The sequence below is a fragment of the Candidatus Krumholzibacteriota bacterium genome, assembly GCA_016932415.1.
In the GTDB taxonomy this organism is placed as follows: Bacteria; Krumholzibacteriota; Krumholzibacteriia; order Krumholzibacteriales; family Krumholzibacteriaceae; genus Krumholzibacterium.
Genome location: JAFGCX010000018.1, coordinates 1 through 17835 on the forward strand (window position 1 = coordinate 1; position 17835 = coordinate 17835).

The following is a 17835-nucleotide window of genomic DNA, read 5'->3' on the forward strand; positions in this document are numbered from 1 at the left end:
TCTCTATTCCAGCAAACGCACTACCCGGGAAATATGAACTTTTAGGTTCTGTCCGTAATCGTGATGATTGGGATGATGTTTATGAAGTCACCGGGTGCGAAATTAATAGCGGATGGGATTGCCAAGATATGTGGATTAGTTGCCTGGGGGTTGGTGATGGTATAAGAACATACAAAGCAGTTATCACAGGAACAGATAATCACTCTCGACCATATCAATTCGAATTAATTACTGATGATATTGACAACTTGGCGGCAACTATCTTGGAATCTGGACCTAGTCATTGGTTTGTGGAAAATATGTTCTTAGTATATCCGCCAATGGCAACACAATCTGCTATCGAGGGTGCGATAAATAATGCTGCAGCCGGAATGGATGCAGATGACATTTTGATGTTCCAACACACTGGACATGGCAATGATAGCAGTGATGACTATGGTGGATTATTTCTCCAAAATAGCGATTATTTTTCACGTGCTGAGTTGTATAATTTCTTGGACACAAATCTTCCGTACGGAGCAACCTGTATTTTAGCTATAAATGTATGTAACTCAGGTGGGTGGATTGAGTGGCTAAACACATTCGATGCTCACCGAATTACATACTACGTTCTCAGCTCAAGTGAAGCTGATGAAGCTACTTCGGTAACAACTTGGGAGTTGGGAATGGACTCAACCCCATTTGGGTATTGTTTGCGAAAGGCGCTTGCAGGATATTCAGATGATAACAGCGATCTCGATGTAGATTTTAACGAAATTCATTCATATGTATTTGATTATATGTCAAATCTTCCCCCTTATTTATTATTAATATATAAAGCAAGTCACCCGATGATATATCCATCGACAGCATCAGACTATCCTGTCCTTATACATCAATATGGCAATATGGATATCTTGCCATGGATAGAGATTCAGCAACCAGACGCAGACATCCAGGTTGTTGCTGGCACTGATATAACTATATCCTGGTATGATAATGACAGTGATGATGATGCGACCGTGAATCTGTATTGGGGAGGGACAACTATCATTTCTGGGCTTACAGATTCCAATGGATCTCTGTGCACACATGATTGGGAGACAGATGGCGTATCACCGGGAGCTTACTATATAATGGGCGAGATTGTTGATGGCGAACACGAACCGTGTTACTCTTCGTCTCCAGGCCTTGTGACAATATTGCCCCCTGAACCACCAGTAGTGATAACGGTGAGCGATTCACCCGATCCACTAACAAGACCTGAAATGCTTATATTATCCGCAAATGTAAATGCCGGGACATCTGCAGTGAACGCTGTCCAATTCTGGCGCGAGAATAATGAAATTGAGGGTCTTCAAGTCACTGAAGTCACCGATTTATTCCTTGGCGAGGATCTATCAGCGGATGGAGGCTGGTCTCTTGAGATTCCTACATCCAATCTGTCTGCTGGTGATTATCAATATTATGCTTATGCAATTGACGTAAATGCTCAGGGAAGTGTAGTTGGCAGTTCTGCACTTTCAACGATGAACACTATTCAAAACATTCCCCCTCAATTCGAAAGCCTCTCGATCTCTGATGGCAGTTTGGAGGGGGGGCAAGAATTTACTCTTATTGCTCACGATCTCACGGATTCCGATGGCCAGATTGTGCTAGCTGAATTCTATTTCGATATTGACAAGAATTCTATATTCGACCCAGAACAGGATACAAAGCTGGGTGATGATGAGAACGGAGCCGATGGTTGGTCGTGGACAGGGTCTCTTATCGACCAACCACCAGGAATGCTTCGCTTTTTCGCTTGGATTAAGGATAACGACAACGGCTGGAGTACGCCCAAAAGCATCTCCGCAAACTCGACAGTAGTTGATGTAGAAAATACGCCTCTGATCTTTGCTTTAGGACAGAATGTTCCTAACCCTTTCAATCCATCAACAACGATTAATTTCAACTTGCCTTATCCCGCACATGTACGAATTGATGTGTTCTCAGTTGATGGTAAACATGTATCTACTCTATTAAATAGATCTAAGGGAGCAGGACATCACGTTGTACAATGGTTGGGTCAAAACGATAATGGAACTCCAATGGCATCGGGTGTATACTTCTACCGGATCCAGGCAGGCAGTTATACTGAGACAAAACGGATGGTGTTAGTCAGATAATTCATAATCTGATTCTTTCTTCAAATGGCTTGAGTATCATTCCAGGAAATTATACAAAACAGCACAATCTGATGGACATATAAAGCATGGGGGCTAGGTCAATGTTCTGATCGTAGATTATCATTAGGAGAATAATTATAGCTAAAAAGATGGATCCGATACATCCTGGAGAGATACTTTGGATTAGTTAAGACTTAATCGGACAATTGACCTCGAAAGAGAGAGGGTCACTGACCTTTCGCCTTGAAAACAGCCACTCAACGAGGCACATAATTTTTCTGCCTGTTGAAAAATAGTCTTGACTAATTTTCAGTTGCATGCAAACATGATACCATGTTGAAAAGAGATTTATACCTGTCGATCTGGCGGCAGTTGTCTGCCGAGAAGCATATGATCCTGCTGAGCGGTCCCCGCCAGTCGGGAAAGACGACACTGGGCAAGATGATCGCGGATGACTATACGAGCAGCCTTTACTTCAACTGGGATGCTCCTCCCAATAAGGCGAAGCTTATAGAGAATCCCTATTTCTTTCAGGAAATACCGAGAAAGGATGATTCGATTCCCATAGTCATGTTCGATGAGATCCACAAATACCGACATTGGAAAAACTATCTCAAAGGTTCATATGACACTTTTCACGAGGAGTTCCTGTTCCTTGTCATGGGCAGCGGCCGGATGGATATATACCAGAGAGGTGGAGATTCGCTTGCGGGAAGGTATCTTCATTTTCATCTGTGGCCCCTTACGCTGGCTGAACTGGCAGACAGGAGTACGTCTTTTAAAAAATTCATAAGAGATCCTCTCGGCGTCGAGACGAAGGGATCGGACGAGCTGGAAGCCCTATGGCACAGGCTCGGGAAGTTCAGCGGATTCCCGGAGCCGTATCTGGCCGCGAAAGCGACGACTTTCCGCCGGTGGTCGAACGCGTATTCCAGGACGCTTATCCGTGAAGATATTAGGGATCTGACCGAAATGAGGTCGGCAGATGATATCGAGATACTGTATTCACTGCTTCCTTCCAAGGCGGGAAGCCCGCTCTCCATCAGCTCGCTCTCACGGGATTTGCAGGTCGCCTACAACACAGTGAAGAGCTGGATTAGCGTTCTTCAGCGTTTCTACATGTTGTTCAGCATACCGACGTGGACCCCTAAAATAGTAAGGGCGATCCGGAAGGAGACGAAGGTATATCTTTTTAATTATGCTCTGATCGACGATCCGGCCTCGAGATTCGAGAACATGATCGCGATGGAACTGCTGAGAGCGGTCTCCAGCTGGAACGATATCGGGTATGGTGATTTTACGCTGCATTTCTTGCGGGACAAGGAAAAACGGGAAGTGGATTTCCTTATCGCTGACGGAAGAAAGCCGATGTTGCTGGTCGAAACCAAGCTGTCCGATACGCAGGCTTCCGCCGATCTTGTCAGGTTTCAGAAGCATCTCAAGATCCCGGCAGTGCAGCTTGTCAATAACGGTGACGAGTTCAGACTCCTGAAGAAAGATGGACAGAAGCTCTTAATCGCACCGGCCTGGCAATGGCTGGCAAGGCTGCCCTGAACATCTGTCTCAGCAAGGGGCCACCAGATGCTATCATGCCTAAGTTCAACGAGGTTGATTTTTCCGCATTGAACGAAACATTAGGATGCTTGATTAACAGGGAAAGATCATCCAGTCACCCCGACCATTTATCTCCCGGGCGACACTCCTTTGCATTAAATCAAAACTTCCCTTCAGTTTTCTCAATTCCTTACGAATAACCAGTAACTGTAGTAATAACAAAGTAGAAGAATTAGTTTGAGGAAACTGACGGGGCATAATCAGCTTTGGCCTGGTTGACAAATCTGTAACTTTGTGATACAATGCCAGTTAGTGCTTAATGGCATTATGCGGCTTCGGGTTTTCTGCAGACTACCAGGGGAAATGAAATGTTAAGAATTATCTGTTCTATGATCGCCATTGCCGTGCTGTCTTCAAGCCTTTCAGCCAGGGTATGGCATATCAGAGATGATGGGAGCGGCGACGCTCCGACGATCCAGGCTGGAATCGATTCATGCAGCAGCGCCGATACTGTTCTGATCGCTCCCGGCTATTATACGGATCCAGGGAATATGGATATTGATTTTAAGGGGAAATCGATCGTGGTGACCTCAGAAGCCGGCCCGGACAGTACGACTGTCTTCGGTTTTCTGACTTCCGCCTTCAATTTTCATAGTGGCGAAGACAGCACTTCGATTGTTCAGGGCTTATTTATTGAGTCAGTTTGGGGGAATACGATATCGATCGATTCCTCATCACCTAAAATAACTGGAAATCGTATTCATAACAATACATATGAAGCATGCATATACTGTGAAAACAGTTCGGCGATGATCTGCGAAAATGAGTTGAGAGCTTCTGAAAATGGGGGTATTTGCATAAAGAGCCTTAACGACAGTTCGACGATATTGAATAATTCTTTTGCCGGTAATGATTATTCACCCTGTATCCAATGCGACAGTTCCTGCGTTGAAATAATCGGAAACAGTACTGAATGGGGAAGATGGGGCATATTCGTAACATATGGGTCTTACTCCATCATCGATAATGAAATAATCCATCCTTATTGTGAGAAAATTAATATTGAAGTTTCTGATCGATACGAATATATCCCGCCATCGCCTGGGGCAGGGATCGAGGTGATAGGAGCGACGACTACGATTGAAAACAACATCCTGTCCCGTGGAGGTAATAGAGGGATAAGTCTGACTGGCGGCTCGCATTATATACATGGAAATGAAGTAAAATATTTCGGCGGGATATATCACGCTGCAGGCATATATTGTACAGATCTGGATTCAACCACTACAATAGGAAATAATTCAATTTCATATATCGAGAGTATGGAAGGCAGCCCGGGTATTTACTGTGAAAATTCAAGCCCATTAATAACCGGTAACATTATATCAGGGAGTCTTTCAAGTGGTGACTGTTCAGGTATTCATTGTGTTAATTCTTCTCCATATATTACAGGCAACACGATAACAAATACCACGATGGTAAATTCGGGCCATGCCGTAATATTATGCGAAAACAGCAGTTCCCCGGTGATTGAAAAATGTATCATCGCCGGCAATCATTTTGATACCGGCGAGAATTGCAGCGCGATTTTCACGGCGGATTCTACCAGCCTCCCTCTTGTCCAATGCTGCGACGTGTACGACAATGAAGCGGATAACTATGGCGGATATTTAACCGACCAGACCGGAATAAGCGGTAATATCTCGGCAGACCCGATCTTCTGCGATCCCGGCGGCAAAGTCTATTCAATCCATGCCGAATCCCCATGCGCGCCGGGCAATCATCCCGAGTATACCGATTGCGGCCTGATCGGAGCTCTCGGAGTAGATTGCTACTTTGTCTCTGCCTTGCTGCAATCTCATTCCGCATCATTTGATAAAGAGGCGATCATCATAGAATGGAAATTGTCAGAACAGTATGGCGAGGAAGAATTCAAAATTTTTCGAGCGAAATCTCCAGCAGAGTTTTATTCAGTGATGGAAAACCCCGGAATTACGAAAGAAGGATTGACATATACAATTCATGACAAAGATATTGACCCTGGAAGCAGCTATCGATACAGGGTGGAGATAAACGATGATGGTCTTCCGAGCCTCCTCTTTGAAACCGACCTGATAGCAACGCCATCCATTCCATTGGTTCTATATCAGAATTATCCAAATCCCTTTAATCCGGAAACAAAGATAAGATATTACCTCCCCGAGAAGAGCATGGTGTCTCTTGAAATATTTGATGTCTCTGGAAAGAAGATAAAAACCCTTGTAAGTGAGATACAGGATAAGGGCAGTAAGGAATATTTCTGGAATGGGATAAACAGCAGAGGCGCTGAAATCAGTTCCGGGATCTACCTGTACAAGTTAAGAGCCGGGAAGAAAGTGCTGACAAAAAAAATGGTTCTCTTGAGATGATGTTGTTCTATCCCGCCCGGACAATTATTCATTGTTTCATGAAATTTCCTCTCCCATTTTCCTGGCTTCATTGTAATCGACATCCAGTTTTTCACAGACGTTTCTAAGCATTGAATCTTCATCTCTGCAAATCTTTGAAAAAAGGCCTCCGTGAGCGTTGGCAATTCCAAAAAGACTTGCCACAGTCAAAAGTTTGATTTCCCCGGGGAGTTCGTCGTTTTCGCTGATAATATCGAGAACCATATTGAGAGAATCGTCGGTAGGTTTTTGAGTTTTAAAGTAATCCGAAACTTCATTTAAGAATATTTTACCTTTGTCAGATATCATCAATCCCGCACCAATAGTTAGATCATTGATTAGATCTGCCTCTGCTTCCTGAATCTTACCGTCTGCCCAGGCAATCGCGTACCATAAGATCAGAGAAAAGGTGGTGCCGATCTCATTCATGTCAAGGTTATAGCTAAGCCCCTTCTCTATGATTTCATCAATTTGATCTTTCATGTTTCTGCTCCTTTTCGATATTGGATCTATTATTGAGTCTTTAGTAAAAACCGGCACACTTTAAAATTCTCCTTTCCTCAAATGAATTTCTTTATGCAACTTGCCCTAACAGAATCAGTTAATCACCGAAATCATCGATTTACCTATATTCTATGATAATTTTTGATTTGTTTTCTCCAATTAAACAAGGTCTTTGCGTGAAACTTTTTAACCTTCTTGAATAATATGGCACTCCTTCTGAATCATCCGATACATATTTGAATATTTCTTCCACAGTCAATTGTCCATCTCTGTTATTATCACCATCCCCTTGAAGGGCTTTCAGGAAAAAATAGGTGAATAGGCTGTGTTTTTTGTCATGGTACCAGCAGCTTGGATATTGATTATCGGTACTTGTAAATACCACCATATTGTTATTGATGCTAACTGGCTTCATTTTTAGTTGAATAACTGCCGCGCTCAATCCGTCATCGATCATTCCCCCGTCCGATTCTCCGCTGAAACAGGCGTCAATTACTATAATAACCGATTTTGCTTTCACCTTGGATACGTTTGAATAAAGCAAGTGTAATGGATAGGCATTTAACTTAACTACTCTCGGATCACAATTAACCGGTAATATATATGCATTATCAGAGTCACGATCTGGAGCTCCGTGCCCTGAATAATAAACAAAGACGTCAGATTTGCCAGGTTTTACGAAATCGTATAGTATGCCCTCTCGATTATCAGCAGTTCCGAATATTGATTGAAAATCAGCCAGGGTTGCATCTGATCGGAAGATGATATTTCCGGGTTTGTATCCCATCGTTTTTACAAGATAGTCTTTAATTATTTCCGCGTCCCTGATTGCATAATCAACGTCAGGTACATCATTTTCGTAGTTTCTGTTTCCGATTACGACTGCTATTCCGCGAGGATTATTCATTTTTGTGTTGGGTATCTTCTCATCCACATCAATCAATAATCCTGGAGGAACAATTATTGTTTCATTCTTTGATTTCCTTGCAGCAGCAATATTTATTTCTCTTGTAGTTTGCTCTTTTTTATTAAATGCCAGTGTTCTTTTTTCTTCCGCACTGAATTTTCCGCTTTGTTCATCGAGCTTTACGATAAAAGGGATTTCCTGGCGGCTGTATCGTTTGTTTGTATAAAAAGAGAATACAAAATCCTTGTATTCCCCTGGGTTCAAGTTGTTTAATTCAAAACTTAACGGTTTGACAGGAAAAAGATCTTTACCATCCATGATTATTAAAGCCGAGGTATTTTTAGCTGCACCAGCTCCAAGATTAGATATTCTTATGGTAACTTCTACCACTTCTCCCGCTTCTATTTTGCCATTTGAATTTGCATCGTCTATCCCAATATCAGAAACGACCAGCGAGGGTGGTTTTAAAGCTTCAGTAATAAAAGACAAGTAAACAGGGTCAGAATCAAATCCTTTTGACTCTACTGCCTGAACCATTATTCGTACAGTTGTAGTGGGAATGTTGATTCCAGCATCCAGGTTTATTACAAGATCAACTGTTTCGCCGGCATTGATATTATCGATTGGTTTGGATGGTTTGAATATTAAGTCTTGAATTATATTTTCAGGAATGACCTTGATTTCTACGTTGTGCGCATTTCCAAGACCAATATTTGTCACCTTTACTGACATTATTCCTGATTCCTCGGCACTCAGAATATTATCAGCGGATTGATCCTGGAACTTTAAATCGATTGACAAACTGGGAGGGTGTTTTTGCACAGGCTTCCGGGCATTTTCAGTGATAAATCCGGCATCAGTGGCTTGAGCCATAAGCTCTAAGGCATACCTCTTTGACTCATCCTCTGATTTTATGCTCTGAAACTTCTGAATGATCTTCATCTGTTTATCCTGCGGCAAAGACATAATATATGCCCTTAATCTTTCCTTATCAATCTCCTCATTTTTAATTTTATTGCTGTCCAATTCTTCACTATAGGATAATAATTTAGGGCCATAAACCGAACCCTGTGAGTGTTCTCGACTGATAAAAGCAAGTTCCTGGTTACGATCATGACTAAATTGTGGTTTCTGCCAGATACAAAAACCATAATTAGATTCTCCAGCTAGAATCCAATTTTTTACAATTTCTGTGACGTCCCACTGGTACCAACCCTCTCTGTCCCCAAAACCTTTTTTCCCGTAGACAGATGCAATTTCAAGTGATACCGATCTTTTTATATCAAACGCAACGCCATCTACAGACCATTTAACCCCATTTACCCTTTCACACCATGTCATTTCATCGGTATCCCAATCTTCTGTTATTTGTGAAACATAGAAAATATTTGTCATATATTCTGATTCACTGCTTAAATACAGCTGTAAAACGCATCTATTGTTTTCATCAAATTTAAATCCTGTGAGATCAAATTTGATTACTCCTCTTGCGGTTCTGTTGATTTTTTCTCTCGTTCCGACTCTTATAATTTCGAGCCCGTTCTCGTTATTTCCTTCACCACAAAGGTTATCCCAATCTCTGTGACATGTATTATCTATAATGGACATTGTTTCCCAGGCTGCTAAGCCTGGTGAAGAAATAAGGGATAATAAAATCATCAGGATAACAAGTCTCATCTTTGAAACCACCCTCTCAAGTTATAAGTCGGCAACGAACATCCTCAGAATCTCTCATTTGTTTTAGCGTCGATAAATTCGAGGCAGTTGGTAGTTTTCAAGTTAACCAGAAAGAATGCTACGGTAAAATAGAAGTAACTACAAGAAATTTAGTTTAGAGGAAGCATCAGTTAACGGGTAAGGAATTAATACAGAATATAGTAGTAACTTAATATTTTAGTTCATGTTAAAGAATAACAAACAAGATGGTTACGGTTGATAAAAAATATCATTTAGAATTCGAGTATTTTGTGGGATAATTTCTTTCACATTATTGCAAAATGGATTTCAGACAGTTTCGTGGAAATCGAAGGGAAAACGGAGATTGTCAAAACGAAACAAGGAAGAAAAACCCGATAGAATAGAATATTACTACGACAGAACCATACCGCCGGAGCATAAGCCCTGGTTTAAGGATGTTATTAGAAGGATGATCCAGGATCTCTTGAGTAATGACATGCATATGGGTACGATGTGGGGTATGTTGAATAAAAATATCGATAGGTATAATTTTTACCCTAGAGGTGATTTGATAGCGTTTGGTGTCAGCGCAAAAAATGCGTCCAATATGCTGGTTCAGGTTGTTGCTGATGGGCAGTGTTTTGTGATTATATTTTCAGATAAGTATATTGCAGATGTGTTGAATGGAAAAGAACAGAATTAGCTCCTTCTTAAAATCGAAAATATTGAAACAAATCAGTCAATTTATATTAAATTGACGAAAATAAAAATTAGCCATACAATGAGCGTCTCAAAGTGGATTTAATATTCCAAAAAACAGTTGGGGGATGGATCGATGAAAATAATATCGAAAATGGTTATGATAGTTATCACCATTGGACTTTGGTCAACTTCCACCAGTGCCAAGGGAGCAGGCAAGGCAGTCGAATTTAATAAATCAAGCGAATTCATAAGTATTCAATCTGGAGCTTTGACTGCCAGTCAGGATCGATTTACCATTTGCGTATATCTAAAACCAGAAAAACAATCAGGCGGGACTTTTGGGCCAACGGTAATTTCAAATACCGACAACAAAGGATATGCACTAAGAATAAATAATGGGTTCGTTTTTGCAGACCTGAGAGTGAAAAAGAAAAATAAGTTATTGTTCGAAGGAGCGTACGTTCGCTCGCGACGATGGTCGCACGTTGCTGTTACTTATGATGGGTCTGCAGTGAGGGTATACGTTGACGGAGAATATAAAGGGGAAATGGCAGCTTCAGGAACAATTGTTGGTAGGGCGGGATGCACATTCATAGGCAGTGAACCTACAGGCTGCAAAAACGCGGGCGGAAATTACGGGTTTAATGGACAAATTGATGAATTATCAATCTGGAAGCGCTCACTTTCAGGAGATGAAATAAAATCGATTATGCAAAGAGAACTGAAAGGCAACGAGGCAGGACTGATTGCTTATTACAATTTCAATAGTATTGGACCAGGGGGAACGATCGAGGATATTAGTGGAAACGGAAACGATGGGACAATTCATGGTGCTCATCTGGTGTCGTCAGGTGCACCGGTTAAAGATCCCTATCCTATCAAGCTTGTTTTATCCACCATGCCTCAAAATCCAAAGTTAAAAGCTGGTCAGACAATTCAAGTATCGGTGAGAGCAATGAATGCCGGTCAAGGCATCGCGGAAAATGTCAGGATATCCTTTAAATGCGACAATCCCAATGTGGTGCTTGGCGATGCAAGGACAATCAAAAGCATTCAACCAGGTGTTGTGGAAAAGGTCGATTATGTTATATCAGGGACTGAACAGCTAGAAAGAGGAGTTGCTTCCTTGATGATTGAGGCCATCGCCGGGGGTAAAACTTCAGCCGAAACATCTATTAACTTAGACACAGAAGCCCATTATAGTCAGCCTGTCTTTCCGGCAGATCTTTACATTGAGGATGTGATGTTTGTCGAACCTTCTGGGAATAATGCTTTGGATGGTTATGAAAAGGGTGAAATACGATTTCGACTGATCAACAATGGCCGCGGAGTTGCTCAAAACATCAAAATATCATTGTCTTCATTGAGTTCTGCAGAGAACCTTTCTTATGAATCGTTAAAAACGGTGGATTCTATCAAACCAAAAGAATCCAAGGAAATCAGTTTTTTAGTGACCGCCTCAGGTAGAGTAATTACCGATTCAAGGGTTTTCAGGATACAGGTAGTGGAAGAATTTGGGTTTGACGCGGATCCGGCCCGGATTAGTTTTGAAACAAGGACTTTTAATCCTCCAGACCTCCGAATTGAAAAAGTTGCCATAAACGATTCTGATAACGAGAGTACGGGCTCCTACGGAAACGGCAATTCAATCATCGAGCCGAATGAGAGCGTTGTTGTTACCGCATTCGTTCAGAACTTTGGCTCCGGTGAGGCTGAAAATGTAAAGGTTTCCATACGAGCAGGGGAGCAGGACCGTAATTTTACATGCCCGGACAACGGCAATGTAACGGTTCTCGGTGATATCGCCCCAGGTGATTATAAATCGGTTAATTTCTATTTTTATACCAACAGGAGATTTACCAAAGAAGACATCCCAGTAAAAATCGAGATCACTGAGTCAAAAGGAGACTATGGAAAAACAATTGATCTGGGTTTGAAAATGAACATTCGCACTCCGAATATAGTCGAAACCAGAGTGGCATCAATAGACCTGCCAAAACCGGAGTTTAAAAAGATTGCTGAAGTATCAAAATCCGACATCGATGATCCTCCTCTCACATCAAAAACAAGACGCCAAAATGGACTGGCTATAATCATCGGCATCGAAAATTATAAATACGCTCCAAAAGTTACGTATGCCGAAAGGGATGCCGGAGCGTTTTATAATTATACCGAGAAGGTATTGGGGATTCCGGATCGAAACATTTACTATCTCATGAATGATGGGGCAACTTCCGGAGAATTCGAAAAAATATTTGACAGGGAAGGGTGGATTGCCAAACGCTCGACCGTCGATACTGAAATCTTTATCTATTATTGTGGTCATGGCGCTCCAAGCATAAAAGAGGGGACTCCTTACTTGATTCCGTACGATATAGACCCCAATTACGCAACCACAGGATTTGCGTTGAGTAAAATGTACGAAACCCTGAACAGCATTAAATCCAAAGCGGTAGTAGTATTTTTAGATGCCTGCTTCAGCGGTCAAAATCGTGAAAGTGAAATGCTGCTGGCAGACGCCAGGCCGGCATTCATCAAAGTAGAGCGGCCTGAAACTTTTGGTGACATAACTGTTATGTCAGCGGCCAGCGGTGTAGAGATCAGCAGCGGGGACCCTGATAAAAGACATGGGATTTTTACCTACTTTCTTTTGAAAGGTCTTCAGGGGCCTGCGGATTTGAACAGGGACAATAAGATAACCGTCAGTGAGATTTTTAGTTATATCAAACCGAACGTTCAGAAAATAGCCGGTCAGCTGGATCGGGAACAAACACCTGTTCTGATATCTGACGAAATGGATTATCTGTTGGTTGAATATTGAAAGGATGTCCATCAATCGCCCACATTGTAGGATATATAACGTCGTTCTCCAATATAAGTCAAAGATATTATTACTTATTTATGTAAGAAATCGATTCTGAATAGCTATTATATCCTCCTGTCAATTCCCGGTCTCTTTATCCGCAATGTAATATTTAGTTGACTAAAAACGGAATATCGTATAGTGTTGATTCGTTTTCAAAGACATTCTATTTAAGGTGCCAGTTCCTGTGTGATATTAAAATATTTACCAGTAAGGAGGCAGGTTAAATGAGATTGTTGCCCATCTCGATTTTTCTGTTTAGTTTCGTGTTTTACTCCTCCGCATATTCCCAGGAAGCCGGTTATAAATACACAAGACCGGAATTGGCGATTTGCATAAAAACGAATAATGTTGAGTTCAAGGATTCTCTAGCAAGGGAGTTAAAGTCAAATCTCGCTTCCCGTTACTCATTGGTTTTTGTAGACGAATGTCTGTTGGAAAAAAAATGTGTCAAAGTTACAGAAATGAAAATAAAACATGAAGTCAATGCTTCGAATCAACACGTATGGCAAGTAGAGGCAAAGGTCCATGTTTCAGGAGCCGATGAGATCTCCAATCCTCATTTTTCAATCAGTGAAACATCGAATAAATATAATAATGATAATTCGTACGCCGAAATTGTTACAAAAACTGTTGAGCAAATTGCGAAGATTTGCAGGTTCGCGCTTCCGGTTAAAGCAAATGTTATCGATTTAGATAATGACATCGTATACCTGGACCGGGGCCAGAAGAGTGGTATTGAGCCAGGGACATACTGTGACATACTGGATTTTAATGGGGAAAAAACGGCAGTAATTAAGATCGACAAAATTGCCGAAGATCACGCTACAGGCAAAATAGTCAAAGGGAAAAGCTCTGTAAATATAGGATATACTGCCGAAACCAGGCAGTTTATAGATAAATATGGATTTGTCCTCGAGTACATGAGGATACCTGTTGATGTCAAAGAGGGAAGCGTATATGAAGCGCAGACTGGAGATGAGATCAGTAAGATAGATCATGCCCAGGCATTGATGCTATCTACTATGTGGCAGTATTCTCTCCAAGGGAACCGAATAAAATTTGGTGGCGGATTATTAAGTTTAGGGGATATGAAAACATGGATCTTTGATGTTTCCGCATCGCAAGCTCACTTTTTACTTTTTGATAGGATGTCAGTATTTCTTGAAGCAGGTGGTGGAGTTTTCAAGATACCCGCTCAAAAGTATGCTCGTCCTGCCGGTGATTATGATGATGATTTTAATGATCAGGGAACATCTAACAATAATTATCAATGGTATTTCCGCGCTGAACCAGGAATAAGTCTGTTTTTTAATGAGATGTATTCGATATCGCTGTTCGGCGGATATTTTTACACAGGTGATGGATCAGATTGGTCAATTGGTAAAGAGCGCGTTGAACTCAACTCGGAATGGGTAAAATATGATTCATTCAAGGTAAGTGGATTTCATTTTGGTGTCATGTTTTCCATATTCGGGACGGGGTATGAAAAATAGTGGTAAGCGGGCATAACTAATTAATTGATAAATAAATAGCTGCGCATCTTGTTGGTCTGGAGGATAACATGCTGGTAAAAAAAGGATTTAAAAATATTCCCGTAATGATCCCGTTCTTTTGGATCTCCATTATGCTGTTTGTAATATTAAATTTTCCGGGAATTACCGTGGGGCAAATTTCCATAGAAAATGAGATCTCAGATCGTTCCCGGGACAACAGCTACGTTTTGATAGCGGATAGTTGTCTTATGGCGGACGATTTCAATTGCGCCGTTGAGATGTTGAAAAAAGCTTCAAAAATAGAAAAAGAAGAAAGCGTCAGGGCCAACATCCAATGGCAGATCGCCGGCATATACGGTCTTCTGGCTAAGGACTATCCTGCCGCGGCGAGAGAGTATAAAAAATTCATTGATGATTATCCCGATAATAAAATGGTAGAGCAGGCGAATTACATGCTAGGCAAACTATTTTTCAACCTCAGGGATCCGAAAAACTCAGCAGAATATCTCAGCAGGATTACTCCCGGAAGCCCCTATTACAAGGAAACAAGGCAATTGCTCGACTGGCTTGACGAGCACTGGAAGTACGAAATCTATAATAACGCAAAAAATATTATGATTGGGATTTCCTTTCTGGAAATCCTGTTTGTAGTATCCTGGATTCTTCTCGGAAATATTCATCAATTGTCTGAAATAATAAGAAAACCGGGATTTATTGTGTTGTTTGTCCTCGTTCTGGTCTTTTTGGCGATAAAGCTTTATTTCAATTTTATGCTTTACGATCTGTTACAGGGTTTGACTCCTTAATGGATAATGAGTTGCATCAGAAGAAAACTATTTTTATAGTAACTGCGGTAATTTTGGTTGCCGGTTTTCAATCTTCATCGTCATCAACTACCTTGGCGGAGGCAGAAGCGTATTTCTCGCGGGGACGCTATCTGGAAGCTATTGACGCATATCTGACTATCAACAGGGAAACTGAAACCGGGTGTGATGAAGCGATCGAACAGGTCGCCGATTTATATAATATATTCCTTGGAGATGAGAAATCGGCGGAGAAGTATTACAGGATATTGATCGATCAATTCAGCGACTCACAGTTCAGAGACGATGCTTTGTATAACCTTTCCCTTATAAAACTTAAGCAGGGTAGTTTAACCGATGGTAAAAACATCCTGAAGCGACTTTTACGGGAATACCCTTCCAGTCCCAGGGCGCCTAATGCCAGGTTTTTTCTTAAAAGGTTGGAGGGAGGTAGAAACCCAGCGGAGAGGGAAGCAGTGTCATTTGCGGATACTGAAGAAACTGTCAGGGTGTTGATCGTCGAAAAAGAAAGATATTTGAAGGTGTCTTCCAGCGGAAAACTCATAATAAAGGGGGAAGATAGTAAAAAAACGATTGCTGAAGTTCCTTCCGGCGCTTTGATGGAATTATCCCTAACAGATAGAAATACGATAAGGCTGATGGACTCAGATCTGGGGGTTTCATCCATAATTTTAGTGTCCGAAAGCGAAAAGCCTGTTCAGTTCAAAAGGAAGGAATATATTGGAAATGTCAAAGTTACAGTAGAGAAAAACGGGTTGGCTATTATCAACCTGCTTCCGTTGGAAAAGTATCTCAAAGGAGTAGTCCCTTCGGAAATGCCAGCGTCATGGCCCGTAGAGGCCCTGGCGGCACAGGCTATCATCGCCAGGACGTATACTCTTTTTCAGATTTCCAAACGCAAAGGGTATTCATATGATGTATACTCCACGACGGGTTCACAGGTCTACGGCGGGGTTTCTTCTGAAAAGATGTCAAGCGATGAAGCAGTAGACGATACTCGAGGCATCATAGTATCCTATGAGGGAAAACCAGCTCTCACATATTACCATTCGAACAGCGGGGGATATGTTGAGGATGACAGAGATGTCTGGGGCACGGATCTTCCTTATCTTTCAGGTTTCAAGGACGAGCACTCTATTACTGGCGAGCCGGTGGAATGGTCGTGCGAAATAACAGATAAGGAAATCGAAAAGAAGATGGGACTTAATGGCAGAATAAAGAATATCCGGACAAGCAACAGTTCGCCATCAGGAAGGATTAACGAGCTGGTGTTGGTAACTTGTGATAAAAACAGGAAGATAGGCGGTAATCGTTTTCGATTGGCTATTGATCCGTTAAAAATAAAAAGTACTTTATTTGAATATAATCGGATAAAGAATGGTATCAGGATAGAAGGCCGCGGCTTCGGGCATGGAGTGGGATTGAGTCAATATGGCGCAAAAAATATGGCTGATAATGGTTTCGACTACAGGGAAATCCTGGGATTTTATTATCCAGGCACATCATTGAAGCGGCTTTATTATTAAATACAGATCTACGGAGTGGTTTTATGAAAACCGTGCGGAATTATTTATTGATATCAGTATTTTTGCTGGCAGCAGCTTTCAATTGTTATGCAGATACTCCTCTGACAAGAGTTATGCCTCTAAAGGTAGGAGAGGTGGACAAGCACACAGCAGTGCTTTTACCGACCGATAGCGAAACACAGACACATGTTATTCAGAAAGCCGGGATCTATTCGATATACTTCCGCAATGCTGTAATATTTCATGGAGGGGAGAAATACAGGATCGAAAGAGATGGTTTCGAATCTGCGAATGTGAAGCAGATGAAACCTGGCGTTGTCGTAATGGAACTTATACATTCAGGGGATTATGAAATCACTGGCGGAAGCTATGATTCAAAACGAGGCGGATATATTTTTTATACAAAAAAAGTCGATAAACCTCAAAAACCGGCAGAGAAGAGCATCCTTGAAATAGAAGCGGAAAGGGAAATACGACAATACCGCGAAAAACTGGCAGGAAGAAAAGCGGGAAGCAGAATAAGGCGAGTAGTAATAGATCCGGGACATGGCGGGTTTGACCCAGGAGCTGTGGGTAAAGGGGGATTGAAGGAAAAAGATGTAGTTCTCGACATAGCAAAAAGGGTAAACAGGATCATTAACGATGAAACGACGATTCAATCCTTTTTGACCAGAAGAGACGATTATTATATACCGCTATCGTCACGTACGGTGATAGCGAATAAATACCGGGCGGACCTTTTTGTAAGCATACACGCTAATGCCAGTGAAAACAGAAGTGCCAGGGGATTCGAAGTTTATTACTGTTCAGAAAAAGCATCATCAAAGGAAGCTTCGGAGGTCGCCAGGAGAGAGAATATTTCTTTCGAAGAGGAGAGTTATTCCAGAGCCGAATCCGGGATGGTGAATATAGAGGAAATAGTATTCAAAGCTGGCAGGGGAAAACTCTGGGAAGACAGCAGGTATACATGCGATAGAATGATCTCCCTTTTCCCTTCTGATGTTGGCGTAAAAGTCAGAGGATCGCAGTCTGCCAACTTTTTTGTTCTAAGGAAGGCAAAGATGCCGTCAGTGCTTGTTGAGGTCGCGTTTATAAGCAATTACGAAGAAGAAGAGTTTCTGGGGAAGGAAAAATCCCGGGAAAAAATGGCGAGAGAAATCGCAAAAATACTGAAAAATCTCAGTTTGGATTAAGTTGTCGATATTTATG

11 protein-coding genes are annotated in these 17835 nt (G+C 41.6%); 9 read left to right on the plus strand and 2 right to left on the minus strand.

Annotated elements, in window-relative coordinates:
- From JW814_06650 to JW814_06660, 3 genes are all read left to right on the plus strand, one after another.
- Positions 1–2147, plus strand: a 2147-nt coding sequence (locus JW814_06650; GenBank protein ID MBN2071123.1) for a T9SS type A sorting domain-containing protein, incomplete at its 5' end; no start/stop codon positions are given.
- A 336-nt stretch (positions 2148–2483) separates the two neighbouring features.
- Positions 2484–3701, plus strand: coding sequence for an ATP-binding protein (locus tag JW814_06655; protein ID MBN2071124.1), 1218 nt, complete (start codon positions 2484–2486; stop codon positions 3699–3701).
- Between the two features lie 368 nt (positions 3702–4069).
- Positions 4070–6109: a right-handed parallel beta-helix repeat-containing protein gene (locus JW814_06660; protein ID MBN2071125.1), complete on the plus strand. Its 2040-nt coding sequence runs from the start codon at positions 4070–4072 to the stop codon at positions 6107–6109.
- Between the two features lie 36 nt (positions 6110–6145).
- On the opposite strand, the gene JW814_06665 is transcribed toward JW814_06660, so the two are convergent.
- Together JW814_06665 and JW814_06670 are read right to left on the minus strand one after the other, a co-directional pair.
- Entirely contained in the window at positions 6146–6610 is a 465-nt protein-coding gene (locus tag JW814_06665; GenBank protein ID MBN2071126.1) for a hypothetical protein, read from the minus strand.
- A 139-nt stretch (positions 6611–6749) separates the two neighbouring features.
- Positions 6750–9215: a DNRLRE domain-containing protein gene (locus JW814_06670; GenBank protein ID MBN2071127.1), complete on the minus strand. Its 2466-nt coding sequence runs from the start codon at positions 9213–9215 to the stop codon at positions 6750–6752.
- A gap of 364 nt (positions 9216–9579) precedes the next feature.
- On the opposite strand from JW814_06670, the gene JW814_06675 reads away from it, so the two are divergent.
- From JW814_06675 to JW814_06700, 6 genes are all read left to right on the plus strand, one after another.
- Positions 9580–9918 (plus strand): hypothetical protein, encoded by a 339-nt coding sequence (locus JW814_06675; protein MBN2071128.1) that lies wholly within the window; start codon positions 9580–9582, stop codon positions 9916–9918.
- A 132-nt stretch (positions 9919–10050) separates the two neighbouring features.
- The gene (locus tag JW814_06680) at positions 10051–12738 is read left to right on the plus strand and encodes a caspase family protein (GenBank protein ID MBN2071129.1); all 2688 of its coding nucleotides are present in this window, start codon (positions 10051–10053) and stop codon (positions 12736–12738) included.
- 269 nt (positions 12739–13007) lie between these two features.
- Complete coding sequence (locus JW814_06685; GenBank protein MBN2071130.1) at positions 13008–14276, plus strand: hypothetical protein; 1269 nt, start codon at positions 13008–13010, stop codon at positions 14274–14276.
- A gap of 68 nt (positions 14277–14344) precedes the next feature.
- Positions 14345–15082, plus strand: coding sequence for a hypothetical protein (locus JW814_06690; GenBank protein MBN2071131.1), 738 nt, complete (start codon positions 14345–14347; stop codon positions 15080–15082).
- An 11-nt stretch (positions 15083–15093) separates the two neighbouring features.
- The gene (locus JW814_06695) at positions 15094–16626 is read left to right on the plus strand and encodes a SpoIID/LytB domain-containing protein (GenBank protein ID MBN2071132.1); all 1533 of its coding nucleotides are present in this window, start codon (positions 15094–15096) and stop codon (positions 16624–16626) included.
- A 47-nt stretch (positions 16627–16673) separates the two neighbouring features.
- Entirely contained in the window at positions 16674–17819 is a 1146-nt protein-coding gene (locus tag JW814_06700) for an N-acetylmuramoyl-L-alanine amidase (GenBank protein ID MBN2071133.1), read from the plus strand.
- Positions 17820–17835 lie beyond the last annotated feature (16 nt).

Bases quoted from the DNA above. Each gene is read 5' to 3' on its own strand.
- JW814_06670 (MBN2071127.1), bottom strand. From the start codon at position 9,215: ATGAGACTTGTTATCCTGATGATTTTATTATCCCTTATTTCTTCACCA.
- JW814_06685 (MBN2071130.1), top strand. From the start codon at position 13,008: ATGAGATTGTTGCCCATCTCGATTTTTCTGTTTAGTTTCGTGTTTTAC.
- JW814_06665 (MBN2071126.1), bottom strand. From the start codon at position 6,610: ATGAAAGATCAAATTGATGAAATCATAGAGAAGGGGCTTAGCTATAAC.
- JW814_06690 (MBN2071131.1), top strand. From the start codon at position 14,345: ATGCTGGTAAAAAAAGGATTTAAAAATATTCCCGTAATGATCCCGTTC.
- JW814_06660 (MBN2071125.1), top strand. From the start codon at position 4,070: ATGTTAAGAATTATCTGTTCTATGATCGCCATTGCCGTGCTGTCTTCA.
- JW814_06680 (MBN2071129.1), top strand. From the start codon at position 10,051: ATGAAAATAATATCGAAAATGGTTATGATAGTTATCACCATTGGACTT.